Consider the following 18,646-nt stretch of genomic DNA (forward strand, 5'->3'; position numbering starts at 1 on the left):
TTTTCTTTATAGAATAATGGTTAGGAAATGCTCAACAAAGCAGGAGTTTGACATATATAGCAAGAAAATATTGAAGAAAGAAGAGAAGAGAAGTATGGCAAAATACAAAACGAAATATGTATGTCAAGAGTGTGGTTATGAATCCCTGAAATGGATGGGCAAATGCCCAGGTTGCGGGAAATGGAATACAATGGTAGAAGAATTGGAAGAAAAAACGAAACCTGGCGAACCAGCACGCCGTGGTGTATCAATAGGAACAAGTCGACTTGTGCCCATTACAACCATTGTAGGAGAAGATGAACCGCGCCTGGCAACGAATATTAGTGAGTTAAACCGTGTGTTGGGCGGGGGCGTGGTACCGGGTTCGCTCGTGCTTGTGGGTGGCGATCCTGGAATTGGAAAATCAACGCTTTTGCTTCAGGCTTCACAGGAATTGGCAAACAACAACCATAAAGTATTGTATATTTCTGGTGAAGAATCGGCGAAACAGATTAAGCTGCGCGCCGAACGACTGGGCGCGGACAGTCCGAATTTATATGTTCTCGCCGAGACGGATTTGTTTTTACTGGAGCAGCAAATTTCTCAACTTATGCCTGCTGTCGTCATTTTGGATTCAATCCAGACCATTTTCCATCCGGATATTACGTCGGCTCCTGGAAGCGTTGCCCAGGTAAGGGAGTGCACAGCTCATTTGATGAGGCTGGCGAAGACGAAAGATATTGCAATTTTGATTGTCGGACACGTTACGAAGCAGGGAGCGATCGCTGGTCCCCGTTTGCTTGAACATATGGTGGATTCTGTACTTTATTTTGAAGGGGAACGGCATAATACGTACCGAATCCTCCGTGCGGTTAAGAACCGCTTTGGTTCTACGAATGAGATTGGGATTTTTGAAATGGGAGAGAATGGATTAAAAGAAGTGATAAATCCTTCTGAGATGTTTCTATCTGAGCGATCGCTAGGTGTGGCCGGGTCTACAGTTGTCGCCAGTATGGAAGGAACCCGTCCCGTATTGGTGGAACTACAGGCACTTGTTACGCCGACCGGTTTCGCTACGCCGCGAAGGATGGCCACCGGAGTCGACCATAATCGAATTGCTATGATTATGGCGGTGCTGGAGAAACGTGTCGGATTGCTTTTGCAGAATCAGGACGCATACGTGAATGTGGCGGGAGGCGTCCGTCTGGATGAACCGGCGATTGATCTTGCAGTAGCGGTAAGTATCGCTTCCAGTTTTCGTGATAGACAAACCCAACCTTATGATGTAGTAATCGGAGAGGTGGGACTAACCGGGGAAGTTCGTGGAGTTTCCCGTATTGAGCAGCGCGTCAGGGAGGCGCAAAAATTAGGATTTAAGCGTGTAATTATTCCCGCTAAGAATGTCATGGGCTGGGAGCATCCGAGCGGAATTGAAATTATTGGGGTGCAGACCGTGGCCGAAGCGTTGCGGGAGGCGTTGGGAGGATAATAATGGCAACAGACAACAAGCGTGAACAATTTATTAGTGATGTACTTTGCTTTGTATCGCCGGGCACGCCCCTTCGTGAAGGACTAGAAAATGTTCTCCGAGCCAAAACAGGCGCGTTGATTGTTATTGGAAATACCCCGGCGGTACAGACAATCGTTGACGGAGGATTTTCTATCAACTGTGATTTAACTCCAGCTAATCTGTATGAACTTGCCAAGATGGATGGGGCTATTATTTTAAGCGAGGACGCGAAAAGAATTTTATATGCTAATACGCAGTTAATTCCTGACTCTTCGATTCCATCTATGGAAACAGGAATCCGGCATCGGACGGCGGAGCGGGTGGCGCGGCAAACCGGACAGCTTGTAATTTCTATTTCACAACGACGTAACGTGATCACGTTGTACCGCGGGCCGTATCGTTATTCGCTCAAAGATATTGGAGTCATTTTGACCAAGGCGAACCAGGCTATTCAAACGCTGGAAAAATATAAATCTGTGCTCGATCAGGCATTGACCAACTTGGGTGCCCTCGAATTCGAAGAACTTGTAACACTCCATGAAGTGGCGCTTGTTGTACAGAGAATCGAGATGGTACTGCGCATTAAATCGGAGATTATTAAATATATTAATGAACTGGGGACTGAGGGACGCCTTATCAGTATGCAAATGGAAGAGCTTGTATCTAACATCGAGGATGATGCCTATTTGTTAATTAAAGACTATTGCCGTCTTGGAGATGATGTTGATCCAGAAGATGTACTGATGCAATTGCACAAGCTATCCGGTGATGAATTGCTTGAACCGGTAAACATTCTCAAGATTCTCGGATACACCCCGAGTGCGAATTTGAGTGATGAGCCAGTTTTTCCGCGCGGCTATCGGATTTTAAGCAAAATTCCTCGCCTGCCGGCTTCTATTGTAAATAATTTGATTGAGGAGTTTTCTAGTTTGCCGCGGGTTATGATGGCAACGATTGAGGAATTAGACGATGTGGAAGGAATCGGTGAAGTGCGCGCCCGTGCAATTAAAGAAGGATTAAAACGGATACAGGAACAAGTGTTTATTGACAGACATATTTGATTCGGAATAAAATAAAATAATTGTTTGAGGCCTGTCTTTGAATTTTCCAGATACAGACAGGTTTCAAATAAGAGGCGACTGTTTCAAGAGATAGAAACAGTACCAGGGAGGTAAAAAGTCTAGAATGATAGCGAGGACGATACCGAATCTGTTTACAGTAGGCAACTTGTTTCTGGGAATTATTGCAATGCTGCTAGCTTTCCGTGGGGAACCGACTGATTTGAGCTACGCGGCTATCATGGTTATTATCGGTATGGTATTTGATGGTTTGGATGGTCGTCTTGCTCGTATGCTAAACGCGCAGAGCGATTTTGGCAAAGAGTTAGATTCTCTTTCCGATATCGTGACATTTGGAGTGGCACCGGCTTTAATTATGTATGTCGTTGTGCTTGGTGATATGGGATGGACTGGGATTTTGCTGACTGGACTGTTTCCAATTTGTGGAGCTCTTCGTCTAGCGCGTTTTAATTCCTCTACGAGCGGCAATACGGGATATTTTGTAGGATTACCCATTACGGCGGCAGGTGGCGTATTGGCAACGTTGGCTTTGTATCACAACGCTTTTCCGCCGATTTATCTTGTACTAAGTATGTTAGGACTTTCTTATCTTATGATAAGCAACATTAAGTATCCCAACTTTAAAAAGGTAGGGATTCCGCGTTCGGCCTACTGGGTCACCCCTCTTGTTGTCCTGATTGCTGCGATCATGGCCGTGCGTTTTCCAGCACAGTTTCCGATGGTTGTATTTATCCCGCTTGTATTTTATGCGCTTTATGGTGTGAAGAAAAACGTTAAACGTATGCGAAGAAAACGCAGGCGTGAGAATACGGAAGAAGAAATTATTAATTTGTAGAAAGACCGGATGCTTGTCCGGTCTTTTTTTGGTTGCAAATTTTTAATATAAAATTAATTTGACATATTTATTGACATGATTATATTATATATGATATGATTATAAATTTTAAAATGTTGACAAAAAATGGGCGTTATGATATATTAGAAATGGATACTCTGTTGGGGGTGGGGTTGTTGTTTCGAATCGGAGATAAGATTGTTTACCCTATGCATGGCGCAGGTATTATTGAGGCCATTGAGGAGAAGGAAATCCTTGGTGAGAAACAGCAGTACTATATTATGAAGATGCCCGTCGGCAATATGCAGATCATGATCCCGATGGAGAAAGTGAAGAACCTTGGTATTCGCGAAGTCGTGGATGTTCAGGCTCTTGAGCGTGTCATGGAAATTTTGCGACACGGCGAGCTTGACACGTCCATGAGTTGGAATCGCAGATACCGTAAGAATATGGAAAAAATGCGTACAGGTGATATTTATGAGGTAGCGGATGTTGTCCGTGAACTGATGCGCAGGGAGAAAGAAAAAGGGCTGTCGACGGGAGAGCGAAAAATGCTGGACAATGCCCGACAGATATTGTTAAGCGAGCTTGTGCTTGTTAAAAATATTAATGAAGAGCAGGCAACAGATCTGCTTGAGCGTGTTGTCAATAGTTAGAGGGGAAAGCTTCTCTACGAGAAGCTTTTCCTTTTTTTCCTGTAACTTTTGTCGTTATTTCCTCGTAAGAAAGAGTAAAAGAAAAAAATAAAATCCATATTTATACAGTTTTTGTTTTTTCATCGTTTTTTATTCGGTAGATATGACTATAATGGAATATGAATCATTTTGAGGAGGTGAAGGTATGGTTAGACGAATCATTCAACTGTTTTTTCTCTTGGTCGGTGCGGGATTGGGCTATCAATTCGGTTCTGATTTGTTCGGGCTTTTGAGTTCGCTCATCCATATTGGTACAATCCCCGGCGTGGAGTATATCAGTGCGGTACTCGGGGCTATGCTCTTCTTCTTGATTACTTCTTGGCCGACAGAGTACATTGTAAAGATTATCAAACGCAGTGAAGAAACACTGATTAAGCTACCGATTACGGATGTTTTGTTTGGAGCCATGGGGCTTATCATTGGACTTATTGTGGCTTTTTTACTTTTTCTTCCCATTAATAGCATTCCTATCCCAATTGTGGCGAGATTGCTTCCGTTGCTTATTTCTGTACTATGCGGATACATTGGTTTTCAGGTAGGGTTGCGAAAACGTGATGAAATTATGTCCGTATTTTCGATTGGTCGTTTTAAAGGTGAGAAAAAGAAGGAAGAAAAACAAGAGCCGAACCAGACCGAATATAAAATTTTGGATACAAGCGTAATTATTGACGGACGGATTGCAGATATTTGTAAAACAGGATTTCTTGAAGGGGCGCTTGTGATTCCTGAATTCGTGCTAGAAGAGCTACAGCATATTGCAGACTCATCTGACACGCTTAAGCGCAACAGAGGGCGACGTGGTCTTGACATCTTGAACAAAATTCAAAAAGAATTAAAAGTAAAGGTTATTATCACAGATCAAGATTTCGAGGAAATTAGCGAAGTTGACAGCAAGCTGGTTAAGCTTGCTAAAGTGATGAAAGGAAAGGTCGTGACAAACGACTTTAATCTAAATAAGGTATGTGAGCTTCAGGGTGTATCTGTGTTGAATATTAACGATTTGGCCAATGCGGTAAAACCGGTAGTGTTGCCGGGTGAGGAACTGCATGTGCAGGTTATTAAGGACGGAAAAGAGAATGGCCAAGGTGTCGCGTACTTGGATGATGGAACGATGATCGTTGTCGAAGGCGGGCGGGATTATATCGGTTCGTTTGTTGACGTGATTGTAACTAGCGTTTTGCAGACGTCGGCTGGCCGCATGATTTTCGCGAAGCCGAAATTAATGGAAAAAGCGCTGTAAGAAATGAGTGGATGAAAGTGAATATAGGTGTGGTTATCGCAGCCGCTGGACAGGGTAAGCGAATGGGCGGATCGGTGAAAAAACAATTTATCGAACTGGGCGGAAAACCGGTCCTGCTTCATACGCTCTCTCTGTTTATCGGGCTTGAACATGTGAAGGAAATTATCGTTGTAACGGCTGAAGAAGATATGGAATGCACGCAGGAGTTGCTCCGTGGCTATCGAGGGGTTCGTGTCATTCCAGGCGGAGCGGAGCGCCAGGACAGCGTGTATCTTGGTCTTAAAGCTCTCCGTTCTGTCGAATATGTCATGATTCACGATAGTGCGCGGCCTTTTCTTACCCGTCCGACGCTGCTGAAACTGATAGAAGCGCTCCGTGCTAAGCGAGCAGCCATCCTCGCCGTTCCTGTCAAAGACACGATTAAACGGACGGATGCAGAAGGAATCGTGGTGGACACACCGCCAAGAAAAAGCTTGTGGGCTGTGCAAACGCCACAAGCTTTTGCTCTGTCTGATATTATCCGTGCGCATGAGCGGGCGCGCGAGGAAGGCTTTATTGGTACGGATGATGCCTCGTTGCTGGAGCGCATGGGACAGACTGTGCATATTGTTGAAGGAGAGTATACGAATATTAAGCTTACGACTCCAGAAGATTTGGTGTTCGGAGAAGCGATTTTGGAGCGGAGAAAGGAGACGGGCGATGATACGAGTAGGACAAGGATTTGATGTTCATCAGCTGGCGGCAGGCCGCAGGCTTATCGTTGGGGGTGTGGAAATTCCTCACGAAAAAGGGCTTCTGGGCCATTCGGATGCGGATGTTTTGCTGCATGCGATTACGGATGCGATTTTGGGTGCTTTGGGATTAGGGGATATTGGCAAGCGCTTTCCAGATACCGATCAGACGTTCAAAGATGCGGATAGCCGCGTGTTGCTTCAGGATGTCTGGAAGCTGGTAAAAGAAAAAGGATATATCATGGGGAATGTGGATGCGACCATTATTGCTCAGCAGCCGAAAATGGCTCCATATATAGAACGAATGCGCGAAGTTATCGCTACTTGTGTGGAAACGGATAAAGAAAGGGTAAACGTGAAGGCGACCACGACAGAACAGCTTGGTTTTACGGGCCGTGGCGAAGGAGTGGCCGCAATGGCTGTTGTATTGTTGCAAAAAGAAGGATTATAATAGATGGAGCTAAATTTTTGAAGGATGGTGGCCATTCATGTCGAAACAAGTCCGCGTTCGGTTTGCACCGAGTCCAACCGGACATTTACATATCGGGGGTGCCCGTTCGGCGCTGTTTAACTATTTGTTCGCTCGTCATCACGGTGGCGACTTCATTGTCCGCATCGAAGATACGGACCGGAAGCGGAATGTGGAAGAGGCAGAAGCGAAATTAATCGAAAGCCTTCGCTGGTTTGGAACGGAGTGGGACGAAAGCATCGATAAAGACGGCGGTGTAGGCCCATATCGTTCCATGGATCGGCTGGATATTTATAAGGAGTATATTGACAAGCTGGTAGAAGAAGGGAAAGCCTATCATTGCTATTGTACGGAAGAAGAGCTGAATGCAGAGCGTGAGGCGATGAAAGCAAGATGTGAAACGCCGCGCTATTCGGGAAAATGCCGTCATCTGGCCCCGGAACAAATTGAGGCGTACAAAGCGGAAGGGCGGACTTCTTCTATTCGTTTTCGCGTACCAGAAAACCGGGAATACATTGTACATGATCATATTCGTGGTGAAGTAAAATTTGAATCAAATGGTATTGGAGATTTCGTCATTGCCCGTCCGGACGGGATTCCGACATATAATTTTGCCGTGGTTATTGATGACTATCTTATGAAAATTACACACGTTATCCGTGGCGAAGAACATCTTTCAAACACGCCGCGCCAGCTGATGATTTATGAAGCGTTCGGCTTTGAGGCGCCGGAATTTGCACATGTGGCGTTGATTCTAAATCCGGACGGGAAGAAGATGAGCAAACGGGACGAGTCCCTTATTCAATTTGTCGAGCAATACCGCGACCTCGGCTATCTGCCAGAGGCACTGATGAACTTTCTGGCGCTGCTCGGATGGTCGCCTGAAGAAGAACGGGAAATTTTCACCCGCGAAGAGCTTATTGATAAATTTTCACTAAGTCGTGTATCCAAGTCACCGGCTATCTTTGACATTCATAAGTTAAATTGGATGAATAACCATTATATTAAGCAAGCTCCTGTAGAGCGTATTGCTGAGCTTTGTATTCCGCATATGCAAAAAGCCGGGCAGCTGCCGCAGAAGCTGAATGAAGATCAGTATGAATGGGCAAAGCAAGTGGTTGCCCTGTATCAGGAGCAATTACAGTATGCGGCCGAGATTACAGGGCTTGCCTCTCTATTCTTTGAAAACGAAGTGCAATACGATGAAGAAGCGAAAGCAGTGCTCTCAGACGAGCAGGTTCCAGATGTTATGAAGGCGTTCCATGAAGAGTTGGTGACGCTTAAAGAATATACGCCTGATACAATTAAAGAAGCACTGAAGGCTGTGCAAAAGGTAACCGGCCAGAAAGGTAAGAAGTTGTTCATGCCCGTTCGTGTTGCTACTACCGGCCTTACACATGGGCGAGACCTAAATCAGACACTATTCCTTCTCGGCCGTGACAAAGTGGTTTCACGTGTGCAAAATGTGATAAACAACTACGAGAAAATTGCAAAATAAAGATAATGGCAAGGAACGGAAGAAGTACGAAAAGGAAGAAAGGCACCAGAGAAAGCCGCCGGTATGATAAAATGTACCGTGCTGGAAGCGGCTCTGCTTTTCGTTTTCGGAAATGCATCCGTGAGCCGGGTCTCTGAACCATTTTATAGTAGGAGACTCCGTGTCCCGCGTTACGGGTTTGAGTGCGCTTTGCTTTTTTAAGCAGAGCGAAACAGAGTGGAACCGCGGAAAATTACCGCCTCTGTAGCCATTATTTGGCTATGGAGGCTTTTTTATTGGTAATATTAGGAATGGAAGGGGTGGAAGTATGCTTAAAACGTTGCGGGAAGATATTCGTGCGGTAATGGAGCGGGACCCCGCAGCGCGTAGCGCGCTGGAAGTACTCCTTACGTACTCAGGATTGCATGCTATTTGGTTTTACCGCTTAAGCCATCGTTTATGGAAAAGGAAGTTCTACACACTGGCGCGGGTGATTTCGCAGTTTGCCCGCTTCTTAACCGGTATAGAGATTCACCCTGGGGCGAAAATCGGGAAAGGGCTGTTTATTGACCATGGTATGGGCGTCGTTATCGGAGAAACTTGCGAAATTGGCGACAATGTAACGCTTTATCAGGGAGTGACTCTCGGCGGTACAGGTAAAGAAAAGGGCAAGCGTCATCCTACGATTGGCAATAATGTGCTGATCGCTTCCGGGGCGAAAGTGCTCGGCTCGATGAAAATCGGCGACAATTCAAAAATCGGAGCTGGTTCGGTTGTGTTGCAGGAAGTGCCGCCGAATTCTACAGTTGTCGGTATTCCTGGTCGCATCGTTATTCAGAATGGTGTAAGGGTAAACCATGACTTTGATCATACTAATTTGCCGGACCCAATCGGCGAAGTGTTGCGCTCGATGCAGCGAGAAATTGATACCTTGAGACAAGAAGTAAAACAACTAAAGGAGAGTCGACAAGCCCATGAGCAGCATTAAAATATACAATACGCTGACCCGTAAAAAAGAAGAGTTTGTTCCGCTTGAGGCGGGCAAAGTGAAAATGTACGTTTGCGGGCCGACGGTGTATAACTTTATTCATATCGGAAATGCCCGTCCACCCATTGTGTTTGATGTAGTGCGTCGTTATTTCTCATACCGTGGCTATGAAGTAACGTACGTTCAAAACTTTACCGATGTAGATGATAAAATTATTAAAAAGGCCGAGGAAAGCGGCATGGGCGTGGAAGAAGTTGCAAACATGTTTATTGCAGCGTTTGAAGAAGATGTGCGGGCGCTCGGTGTAAAGAAGGCAGACGTCCACCCAAAAGTGACGGAGCACATCCCGGAAATTATCGCCTTCATTGAAGACTTAATCGCAAAAGGGCATGCGTATGTAGCAAGCGGAGATGTTTATTTCCGTACAGCTTCCTTTGCGGAATACGGCAAGCTCTCGTACCAAAACATTGAAGAATTGCAGGCGGGTGCCCGCATTGAAGTGAGCGATAAGAAAGAGAATCCGCTTGATTTTGTGCTTTGGAAAGGTGCGAAACCGGGGGAAATTTGTTGGGAAAGCCCATGGGGCAAAGGTCGGCCGGGCTGGCATATTGAATGTTCAGCGATGTCAATGAAATATCTCGGCGAAACTTTCGATATCCATGGTGGAGGTCACGATCTTATATTTCCGCATCATGAAAACGAAATCGCGCAAACGGAGAGCCTGACAGGCCATCCAATGGCAAAGTACTGGATGCATAATGGATATATTAATATTGAGAACGAAAAAATGTCCAAATCGCTTGGAAATGTGATTCTGGTAAAAAAACTGCGTGAGAATTATCCAGCGCGCGTTATTCGCTTCTTTATGCTAGGGGCGCACTACCGCAACCCGATTAACTTTAGCGATGCGCTTTTGCGGCAGGCGGCAAACGCTCTGGAGCGTATTGATACAGCTGTGCGCAATCTGAAGCATCATCTGGATTCAGCGGTGGACGAGGCCGCCACGGAAGAAGAAAAGCAACGGGTAGACAGTTTTCGCCAGCGTTTTATCGAAGAAATGGATAATGACTTTAATACGGCTGACGCTATCACGGTGTTGTTTGATATGGTGCGTGAAGTGAATCAGATGATGGCAGCGAATGTGTTAAGAAAAGAAATCGGCGCAGCTTATCTTGCTTTATTTGCAGAATTGGGAGACGTGCTTGGCATTACCTTTGGGGAAGCGGAACAGAATATGTCGGGCCCATCCGATGAAGAAATTAATACGTTAATTGAGGAGCGGGCACAGGCACGTAAAGTGAGAAACTTTGCTCGGGCGGACGAAATTCGGAACCGATTACAAGAGATGGGAATTATTATCGAGGATACGCCGCAAGGCACGCGCTGGCATCGCAAATAAACGCAAGGATAGAGGCGCAGTATGAAACAAGATAAACTGACGAGAGATCCAAGACAAATCAATGCCCTTGCCCTTGCGTACATGGGAGATGCAGTATTGGAGGTTCGCGTCCGCCAGCATTTGATTGCGGCGGGTGAGGTAAAGCCGAATTTGCTGCAACGTGCCGCCGTGCGCTATGTTTCAGCCAAAGCGCAGGCCAGCATCGTAGAAGGTATTTGGGAACGGTTGACCGAAGAAGAGAAGGCTGTGCTAAAGAGGGGACGTAACGCTAAGTCGGCAACCGTTCCGAAAAATGCTAATATTGCTGAATACAGACTCAGCACTGGTTTTGAAGCGTTGCTTGGTTTTTTATATTTAACTAGGCAGGAAAAGCGTTTAGACGAAATTTTGTCTTATGCGCTTGAGTGGGTAGATAGCGGCTTGGCCGCTCCAACCAAAGAATAAGAAGGGGTTTGCCATGAGTGAATATATCGTCGGAAAAAATCCCGTCCTGGAAGCGTTGCGTTCGGGGCGTTCCATCAATAAAATATGGATTGCGGAAAATTCGCAAAAAGGAGCCGCCAATCAGGTAATAGCACTGGCCAAAAAAGCGGGTGTCACCGTACAAATTGTTCCTCGCAAAAAGCTTGATCAAGCGGCGGAAGGAGAAAGTCATCAGGGCGTACTGGCGTACGTAGCCGCTTACGATTACGTAGAATTGGACGAGATTTTACATAGAGCGGAAACGTCTGGAGAACCGCCCTTTCTCGTACTGTTGGATGAAATTGAAGATCCGCACAACCTTGGCTCCATTTTACGTACGGCTGATGCGACCGGCGTTCACGGCATAATTATTCCAAAGCGGCGTTCTGCCGGATTAACTTCCACCGTGGCTAAAACATCAGCTGGAGCAATTGAGTATGTACCGGTTGCCCGCGTCACCAATCTTGCTCGCACGATTGATGAGCTCAAAAAGCACAATATTTGGGTAATAGGTACGGATGCTTCGGGAGAAAAAGAATTCCGTGAAGCGCGTTTTGATATGGGAGTTGCTTTGGTAATTGGCAGTGAAGGAAAAGGCATGAGCCGTCTTGTCAAGGAAAAATGCGACTTTACGGTAAAGTTGCCGATGGTAGGCCGCGTCACTTCTTTGAACGCGTCTGTTGCGAGTGCCTTATTGATGTATGAAGTATACCGCCAGCGTCATCCATTAGCTAAATAAGGATGATCGGTGATGGAAGAAATACTAATTGTTGATGGCTACAACGTGATCGGGGATTGGAAGCGGCTGAAGGAAAAGAAGAAAATTAGCCTCGAAGAGGCGAGGGACGATTTGCTTGGCTGGCTGGCCGATTATCAAGGATTTACCGGAGCGCGCGTTATCGTTGTGTTTGATGCCCATAACGTAAAAGGCATGGGCAAGAAACTGCGGGAGTATCGCCTCGATATTCGCTATACAAAAGAAAAGGAAACAGCGGATGAGTGTATCGAACGTTTAGTATTCGAATTATCTGGTCGTCGTCGTCAAATTTATGTCGCCACGTCAGATTATACAGAACAGAGGGTGACATTCGGTTATGGCGCTTTACGTAAATCAGCGCGCGAGCTGTGGCGGGAAATGCAGCAAATTCATCGCGATATTAGAGAGAAAGTGCGCGAAACAAAACAGCAGCCAAAGGGAAGAGGAATTATCCTTAGTGATGAAATTAAAAAAAAATTCGAAAAGTGGCGCCGTGGAGATGGTTAACTTCATTGACGGTAAAGGTTACATAATATATAATTGCTTTATCTGATGCATAACGGCAGGTCGGAGGGATGATGTTTGGCTGCAGACCATACCCGCTATGATGCTTTGCACGATGAGGAAATTGTGGATCTTGTAAGGTCAGGTGACAGTGATGCGCTTGAGTACTTGATTAACAAGTACAAGAATTTTGTGCGTGCGAAAGCTCGTTCCTATTTTTTGATTGGCGCCGACCGTGAGGATATTGTGCAGGAAGGTATGATTGGGCTTTATAAGTCAATTCGGGACTTTAAAGGGGATAAACTTGCTTCCTTTAAAGCGTTTGCTGAATTGTGTATTACGCGCCAGATAATTACTGCGATAAAAACAGCCACTCGACAGAAACATATTCCTCTTAATTCCTACGTCTCGTTGGACAAGCCTATTTATAATGAAGACTCAGATCGTACTTTGCTGGATATTATCTGCGGCACGAAAGTGACGGATCCAGAAGAGTTGATCATTAATCAGGAAGAATATGACGACATTGAGGATAAAATCAGCGAAATTTTGAGTGATTTGGAACAACAAGTTTTGCTTTTGTATTTGGATGGGCGCTCATACCAGGAGATTGCTGTTGATTTAAGCCGTCATGTCAAATCGATTGATAACGCTCTCCAACGCGTAAAAAGAAAGTTGGAGAAGTACTTGGAAGTTCGCGCAGTATCGCAAGTATAGCTATAAAGCATCGTGAATATGGATAAGAATATAGAAAAAACAGGGCTATTGCCCTGTTTTTTTATTTCGAAAGTCATCTATAAATATTTGGAAAAGTTTTTAAAAATATAGTGTGTAAGGCGTTTATAATGGTATAATAGTACTAACTAATTTTTAGAAAAGAGAGGAGGATAAGTAATGAAAGCTAGAAGTTTGAAAATAAAGTTATTGATAGTTATTATTCCGTTAATTGTGATAGCGCTTTCTTTTGTGGCATGGATAAACCACAACAAGGCTAAGGAGTTTTTAGAAAATAATTTTAGGGAAAAGGCGTTTATCCAACTGGAGCTTTTGAATATGAAAGTCACTAGCTGGCTGGAGAAGCAAAAAGAGCTAGTCACTAATATGGCTTCTGCGCTGGATATTCGGAGTATGGACAAAGAACTACAACTCCAGTATTTAAAATCTCAACTGAAAGAACATCGTGACTATGAAATGTTTTTTATTGTGGATATGAAAGGAGAAGCTTTCACGACAGCAGGACAGAAAACAAATGTGGCCAATCGAGATTACTTTAAAAAAGTAATAAACGGTGAGCCGTATGCAATTTCGGATCCGCTTATTTCACGCGTAAGCGGGCAGATGGTTATTGTTATTGCAAGTCCGATTTATAACCGGGAGAACCAGCTAAGCGGTATTGTGGCAGCTACGGTGCCGGTTACTACCATGAACAATTTAGTAGCTGGCGAAAAAATTGGACAGACCGGCTATGCATATATGGCACAGCGCGACGGACTCGTTATCAGTTATCCAAAAAAAGAAGAAATTTTAAAGTTAAACCTATATAAGTTAAATATACCGCATTTGACAGAAGGTATTGACGAAGCATTTGCTGGCAAGACTGTATACAAAAGGTATACATATAAAGGCGTGGATAAATATGCTTTTTTCTCGCAGATTCCTACTACCGGGTGGCTGGTCGCCATTACTGCCCCAGTAAAAGAAGCATCCAGCCAGCTTGATTATCTAGCTAAACTTTCATTTGTCACAGCGATTGTTATTCTTACTTTTGCTATTGTTATTTTAATCGTGTTTTCTTCACGTTTTGTTCGTCCGATTCAGCATTTGAGCGAGCTGACCAGCATGATCGCCAAAGGGGACTTAACCGTAAAAACGCCAAATAGAAGCAGCGATGAAGTAGGTGTGCTTAGTCAAAATTTTAATCAGATGGTAGAGAACATTCATATGTTGCTTCTCGAAATTAAGGAAGCTTCAGGTAAAATGAGGCGTTCTTCCGAAGTTTTAACGCTCACCAGCCAGGAGACGACGCAGTCTGCTGAACAGGTAGCGACAACGATTAACGATCTGGCTGAAGGAGCGGGAGATATCGCTAATTCTATTCAATCGGTTCATATGGAAGTATCTCTTGTCAATAACGGTCTACAGCAGATTTCCGCTTATGCTGACGAGATGAACCGTACGTTCACAGCTACTATACAACTAACGGGAGAAGGCGAAAAAGCGGTACGAGCCGCCGTATATAAAATGGAAGAAATTCAGCGGATGGTAGATGATGCGTCGGCTGTTGTACAGAAGCTGGGGGACCGCTCGGAAGAAATCGGACAAATTGTCAATCTGATTACTGGAATTGCTTCTCAGACGAACCTGCTTGCGTTGAATGCAAGCATTGAAGCTGCGCGTGCCGGCGAAGCAGGGCGCGGTTTTGCGGTTGTGGCCGATGAAGTACGGAAGCTTGCAGAAGCAACGGATCGAGCGGCAGGCAATATTTCTCGTATTGTCGAAGAGAACAAACGGGAGACGCATGAAGCGATCGATTCGATTGTGCGCGGCCATGATATGATCGCGCAGGGGCGGGAAATGGTGCGGCATACCGGGGATTCTTTCGGAGAAATTTACAAGCATATTACGCTTGTAGGTGAGAAAAGTTCGCATATCACTTCGTTCATTAAAATGGCGGAAGAGAACGCGCGCAAAGTTTCCCAGGAGATGGAACGTATCTCAGCTATTACGGAAGAAGCTTCCGCCGGTTCTCAAGAAGTTGCTGCGGTGAGTGAGCAGCAAGCCGCAGCTGCACAGCAACTGGCGAATGATGCAGCTACTATGGCGCAGTTGTCTGAACAGTTAGAAAGTCTGGTAGCAAGATTTAAGGTGGAGCAATAAAGATAAGTTGTTGATGAACTCTATTCTTTTGGTTGCTGCTTGTCTTTCTTACACAAAGTATAGTTTCTATTCTATTTCTAGTTTAAGTCAATTTTTGTTTGACACTGAAATTCCCTTGTGATAAAGTATTTGAGGTAGCCGTGTGTCTGCGCGGTTTTACTTGATGCAAAATTCATTATGAAAGGCTAGTACATAGCCAGTAATGTGGGAGGTGTAACATCATGCGGGTAACTGTAACGTTAGCGTGCACCGAGTGCAAACAACGCAACTATACCACAACCAAAAACAAACGTAAGCAAACGGAACGCATTGAGATGAAGAAATACTGCAAATTCTGCAACGATCATACGCTTCATCGTGAGACTCGCTAGTATAGTTTGAGAGTTTGAAGTTATTGGGGGTGCGTTATGGGTTTTGTAGATAAACTCAAACGCGGACCGGCCTTTGTAAAGGAAGCTTGGGCCGAACTGAAGAAAGTTACTTGGCCAACCCGTAAAGAACTTGTTTCTTATACGACCGTTGTACTGGTAACAGTAACGCTTATTGCAATCTTCTTCGCTGTAATTGATTTAGGTATTTCCCAACTCCTTGAGTTAATCTTGAAGGCAGGGAAATAATCATTAGGGGGGTTAAGGACACCTGTTTGTCCTCGAATCATGGAAAAACACTGGTATGTTGTTCACACTTATTCAGGTTATGAGAATAAGGTTAAAACAAACCTGGAAAAGCGCGTAGAATCAATGGGAATGGAAGACAAAATCTTCCGTGTGCTCATTCCGACAGAAGATGAAACCGAAGAGCGTGACGGCAAGAAAAAGGTCGTAACGAAGAAGGTTTTTCCGGGTTACGTGCTCGTCGAAATGATTATGACGGACGATTCCTGGTATGTTGTACGGAATACACCGGGTGTAACTGGATTCGTTGGTTCTGCAGGTGCAGGTTCAAAACCGACTCCTCTACTTCCTGAAGAAGTGGCAGCTATTATGAAGCAGATGGGCATGGAGGAATCCGTGAAGCGTGTTGACTTTGTGCTGAAAGAAATGGTTCGGGTGAAAGAGGGACCGTTTGCCAATATGGTTGGCTCCGTTGAAGAGATTCAATTGGACAAGCGCAAAGTCAAAGTGTTGGTTGATATGTTTGGACGCGAGACGCCTGTTGAGTTGGATTTTACTCAAGTGGCTAAGTTATAGAGTCATTGTTTTTAGGAGGTGTACCACATGGCTAAAAAAGTTATCAAAGTTGTTAAGCTTCAGATCCCTGCGGGCAAAGCGAATCCGGCACCGCCTGTTGGTCCGGCGCTTGGTCAAGCAGGCGTAAATATCATGGGGTTCTGTAAAGAATTCAACGCTCGCACACAAGATCAAGCAGGTCTGATTATCCCTGTTGAGATCACCGTGTTTGAAGACCGTTCTTTCACATTCATTACAAAAACCCCGCCGGCTGCTGTTCTATTGAAAAAAGCGGCTGGAATTGAATCCGGCTCTGCTGTTCCGAATAAGAACAAAGTTGCAACGATTAAGCGCGATAAGGTTCGCGAAATTGCAGAGACTAAAATGCCTGACTTGAATGCTGCAAGCGTGGAAGCCGCTATGCGCATGGTTGAGGGTACTGCGCGCAGCATGGGCATCACAATCGTTGACTAATTTGCTGGTTAACCATACATGTTTCTACCGAGGGGTTGTGTAATGTGCGGGGAAATCCGCCTACGCGCAACCCTGTTTCGTGGGAGGCACAACCGTTACAACCACAATTAAGGAGGAAATGAAAGTGGCTAAAAGAGGTAAAAACTACTTAGAAGCTGCAAAGCTCATCGACCGCAATGTTGCATACGAAATCGAAGAAGCTCTTGAACTCGTGAAAAAGGCTTCTAAAGCTAAGTTCGACGAAACTGTGGAAGTAGCAGTTCGTCTGGGCGTTGATCCGCGCAAAAACGATCAACAAATTCGCGGTGCTGTTGTACTTCCGCACGGTACTGGTAAAACTCAGCGTGTACTTGTTTTTGCCAAAGGTGAAAAAGCGAAAGAAGCGGAAGCTGCAGGCGCAGATTATGTAGGCGACGAAGAATACGTAAACAAAATCCAAGAAGGTTGGTTCGATTTTGATGTAGTCGTTGCTACACCGGATATGATGGGGACTGTAGGTAAGCTTGGTCGTGTACTTGGACCAAAAGGTTTAATGCCTAACCCGAAAACCGGTACCGTAACATTTGAAGTTGAAAAAGCAGTTAAAGACATCAAAGCTGGTAAAATTGAATACCGCACAGATAAAGCAGGAAATATCCATGCTCCGATTGGTAAAGTATCTTTCGAAGTAAGCCAGCTTGCTGACAATCTGCGCACGCTGCTTGATGCGTTGTTGAAAGCAAAGCCGGCCGCTGCAAAGGGAACATACATGAAAAATATTACTGTAAGCTCCACAATGGGGCCTGGGGTAAAAGTAAACACTTTAAAAATTACAGCTTCGGCAAAATAATTGCTTGACATCAATTTTTAAAGTTGATAAGATAGCATTCGTTGATAAATGAATATGCCGTTACCGTAGACAGAAGGTGCCTGTTCAGGCAGGCTTAATATCCTTCCGAGGTGCTGATGAAGATATAGATTTGATATCTGAAGCCTTCGCATGTCTGCGTGGGCTTTTTTCATTTTGATAAAAGTCTCATGCTACAGGAGGTGCAAACATGTCCGTACGTGAAGAAAAAGTTCAAATTGTTAACGAAATCGTTGAAAAGCTTCGTAACAGCAAAAGCACTGTAGTAACTGACTATCGTGGATTGAACGTGGCTCAAGTTACTGAACTGCGCAAAAAGTGTCGCGAAGCGGGCGTTGAGTTCAAAGTGTACAAAAACACGTTGACTCGCCGCGCGACTGCTGAAGTTGGCTTGACTGATCTGGACGAAGTATTAACTGGTCCGACTGCTATTGCATTCAGCCTCGAAGATGAAATCACGGCTGCGAAGGTTTTGGCTGATTTTGCAAAAGAAAATGAGGCTCTTGAAATCAAGGGCGGCGTAATGGAAGGCAAAGTTCTTTCTGTTGATGAAGTCAAGGCAATTGCAAGCCTGCCGAATCGCGAAGGTCTGCTTTCTATGCTGCTTAGCGTGCTTCAAGCACCTATCCGCAACTTCGCGCTTGCTGTTAAAGCAGTTAGTGAACAAAAAGAAGGCCAAGGAGCTTAATCTAATAACTTGTTAGGAGGAATCATAATGAGCAAAGAACAAATTATTGAAGCGATTAAAGGCATGTCTGTTCTTGAATTGAACGATCTGGTTAAAGCTATCGAAGAAGAATTCGGCGTAACTGCAGCTGCTCCTGTAGCAGTTATGGGTGGTGCTGCTGGCGGTGCTGCTGAAGCTGAACAAACTGAATTCACAGTTGTTTTGGCGAACGCTGGCGCTTCCAAAATCAACGTTATCAAAGTTGTTCGCGAACTTACAGGTCTCGGCCTGAAGGAAGCGAAAGCAATGGTTGATGGCGCTCCTGCTACAGTTAAGGAAGGCGTATCTAAAGAAGAAGCTGAACAAATGAAAGCTAAGCTTGAAGAAGCTGGCGCAACTGTTGAACTTAAGTAGTTGTATAACTGCTCACGATAAAGCCCGGCGTATCAGATACGCCGGGCTTTATCTCCTTAGAAATAAACTGTGA

Annotated in this window: 22 protein-coding genes and 2 other annotated features; all 22 genes read left to right on the plus strand. The window is 44.9% G+C overall.

The window, feature by feature from the left end:
- Positions 1–94 precede the first annotated feature (94 nt).
- The 22 genes from radA to rplL all read left to right on the plus strand — a co-directional run bounded on the left by radA (position 95) and on the right by rplL (position 18,573).
- Positions 95–1,468, plus strand: coding sequence for a DNA repair protein RadA (gene radA, locus BLR88_RS13190; protein WP_057897096.1), 1,374 nt, complete (start codon positions 95–97; stop codon positions 1,466–1,468).
- Positions 1,469–1,470: 2 nt separating this feature from the next.
- The gene (disA, locus tag BLR88_RS13195; RefSeq protein ID WP_057897095.1) at positions 1,471–2,550 is read left to right on the plus strand and encodes a DNA integrity scanning diadenylate cyclase DisA; all 1,080 of its coding nucleotides are present in this window, start codon (positions 1,471–1,473) and stop codon (positions 2,548–2,550) included.
- A 124-nt stretch (positions 2,551–2,674) separates the two neighbouring features.
- The gene (pssA, locus tag BLR88_RS13200; protein WP_057897094.1) at positions 2,675–3,403 is read left to right on the plus strand and encodes a CDP-diacylglycerol--serine O-phosphatidyltransferase; all 729 of its coding nucleotides are present in this window, start codon (positions 2,675–2,677) and stop codon (positions 3,401–3,403) included.
- A gap of 149 nt (positions 3,404–3,552) precedes the next feature.
- Positions 3,553–4,059, plus strand: coding sequence for a CarD family transcriptional regulator (locus tag BLR88_RS13205; RefSeq protein ID WP_254778316.1), 507 nt, complete (start codon positions 3,553–3,555; stop codon positions 4,057–4,059).
- Between the two features lie 184 nt (positions 4,060–4,243).
- Positions 4,244–5,338 carry a PIN/TRAM domain-containing protein gene (locus tag BLR88_RS13210; protein WP_057897092.1) on the plus strand — a complete coding sequence of 365 codons (1,095 nt, stop codon included), beginning with the start codon at positions 4,244–4,246 and terminating at the stop codon, positions 5,336–5,338.
- Positions 5,339–5,349: 11 nt separating this feature from the next.
- On the plus strand, positions 5,350–6,063 hold the full coding sequence (gene ispD / locus BLR88_RS13215) for a 2-C-methyl-D-erythritol 4-phosphate cytidylyltransferase (protein WP_057897091.1): 714 nt from the start codon (positions 5,350–5,352) through the stop codon (positions 6,061–6,063).
- Positions 6,038–6,520 carry a 2-C-methyl-D-erythritol 2,4-cyclodiphosphate synthase gene (gene ispF, locus BLR88_RS13220; protein ID WP_057897090.1) on the plus strand — a complete coding sequence of 161 codons (483 nt, stop codon included), beginning with the start codon at positions 6,038–6,040 and terminating at the stop codon, positions 6,518–6,520. The genes ispD and ispF overlap by 26 nt, the downstream gene beginning before the upstream one ends.
- Positions 6,521–6,557: 37 nt before the next feature.
- A complete protein-coding gene (gltX, locus tag BLR88_RS13225) occupies positions 6,558–8,036 on the plus strand; it encodes a glutamate--tRNA ligase (RefSeq protein ID WP_057897089.1) in 1,479 nt (492 codons plus the stop codon).
- Between the two features lie 2 nt (positions 8,037–8,038).
- Positions 8,039–8,282, plus strand: a binding site (T-box leader).
- 61 nt (positions 8,283–8,343) lie between these two features.
- Positions 8,344–9,003, plus strand: coding sequence for a serine O-acetyltransferase (cysE, locus tag BLR88_RS13230; RefSeq protein ID WP_057897088.1), 660 nt, complete (start codon positions 8,344–8,346; stop codon positions 9,001–9,003).
- On the plus strand, positions 8,990–10,402 hold the full coding sequence (gene cysS / locus BLR88_RS13235) for a cysteine--tRNA ligase (RefSeq protein ID WP_057897087.1): 1,413 nt from the start codon (positions 8,990–8,992) through the stop codon (positions 10,400–10,402). Before cysE ends, cysS begins: the two co-directional genes overlap by 14 nt.
- 21 nt (positions 10,403–10,423) lie before the next feature.
- Positions 10,424–10,846, plus strand: coding sequence for a Mini-ribonuclease 3 (locus tag BLR88_RS13240; protein ID WP_057897086.1), 423 nt, complete (start codon positions 10,424–10,426; stop codon positions 10,844–10,846).
- A 13-nt stretch (positions 10,847–10,859) separates the two neighbouring features.
- A complete protein-coding gene (rlmB, locus tag BLR88_RS13245) occupies positions 10,860–11,603 on the plus strand; it encodes a 23S rRNA (guanosine(2251)-2'-O)-methyltransferase RlmB (RefSeq protein WP_057897085.1) in 744 nt (247 codons plus the stop codon).
- Between the two features lie 12 nt (positions 11,604–11,615).
- Positions 11,616–12,128, plus strand: coding sequence for an NYN domain-containing protein (locus BLR88_RS13250; RefSeq protein ID WP_057897084.1), 513 nt, complete (start codon positions 11,616–11,618; stop codon positions 12,126–12,128).
- 75 nt (positions 12,129–12,203) lie between these two features.
- Positions 12,204–12,842: an RNA polymerase sporulation sigma factor SigH gene (sigH, locus tag BLR88_RS13255; protein ID WP_091260892.1), complete on the plus strand. Its 639-nt coding sequence runs from the start codon at positions 12,204–12,206 to the stop codon at positions 12,840–12,842.
- A gap of 177 nt (positions 12,843–13,019) precedes the next feature.
- Positions 13,020–15,002, plus strand: coding sequence for a methyl-accepting chemotaxis protein (locus BLR88_RS13260; RefSeq protein WP_057897082.1), 1,983 nt, complete (start codon positions 13,020–13,022; stop codon positions 15,000–15,002).
- 221 nt (positions 15,003–15,223) lie between these two features.
- On the plus strand, positions 15,224–15,373 hold the full coding sequence (gene rpmG / locus BLR88_RS13265; RefSeq protein ID WP_043063763.1) for a 50S ribosomal protein L33: 150 nt from the start codon (positions 15,224–15,226) through the stop codon (positions 15,371–15,373).
- Positions 15,374–15,409: 36 nt separating this feature from the next.
- Positions 15,410–15,619 carry a preprotein translocase subunit SecE gene (gene secE, locus BLR88_RS13270; RefSeq protein ID WP_057897081.1) on the plus strand — a complete coding sequence of 70 codons (210 nt, stop codon included), beginning with the start codon at positions 15,410–15,412 and terminating at the stop codon, positions 15,617–15,619.
- A 39-nt stretch (positions 15,620–15,658) separates the two neighbouring features.
- On the plus strand, positions 15,659–16,192 hold the full coding sequence (gene nusG / locus BLR88_RS13275) for a transcription termination/antitermination protein NusG (RefSeq protein ID WP_057897080.1): 534 nt from the start codon (positions 15,659–15,661) through the stop codon (positions 16,190–16,192).
- 27 nt (positions 16,193–16,219) lie between these two features.
- Positions 16,220–16,645, plus strand: coding sequence for a 50S ribosomal protein L11 (rplK, locus tag BLR88_RS13280; RefSeq protein ID WP_057897079.1), 426 nt, complete (start codon positions 16,220–16,222; stop codon positions 16,643–16,645).
- A gap of 118 nt (positions 16,646–16,763) precedes the next feature.
- Positions 16,764–17,474, plus strand: coding sequence for a 50S ribosomal protein L1 (gene rplA, locus BLR88_RS13285; protein WP_408863273.1), 711 nt, complete (start codon positions 16,764–16,766; stop codon positions 17,472–17,474).
- Positions 17,475–17,519: 45 nt separating this feature from the next.
- Positions 17,520–17,654 (plus strand) — a sequence feature (ribosomal protein L10 leader region).
- 28 nt (positions 17,655–17,682) lie between these two features.
- Positions 17,683–18,180 (plus strand): 50S ribosomal protein L10, encoded by a 498-nt coding sequence (gene rplJ, locus BLR88_RS13290; protein WP_057897077.1) that lies wholly within the window; start codon positions 17,683–17,685, stop codon positions 18,178–18,180.
- A 27-nt stretch (positions 18,181–18,207) separates the two neighbouring features.
- The gene (gene rplL / locus BLR88_RS13295) at positions 18,208–18,573 is read left to right on the plus strand and encodes a 50S ribosomal protein L7/L12 (protein ID WP_057897076.1); all 366 of its coding nucleotides are present in this window, start codon (positions 18,208–18,210) and stop codon (positions 18,571–18,573) included.
- Positions 18,574–18,646: the final 73 nt, after the last annotated feature.

Source organism: Aneurinibacillus thermoaerophilus, from assembly GCF_900099925.1.
Lineage (GTDB): Bacteria > Bacillota > Bacilli > Aneurinibacillales > Aneurinibacillaceae > Aneurinibacillus > Aneurinibacillus thermoaerophilus.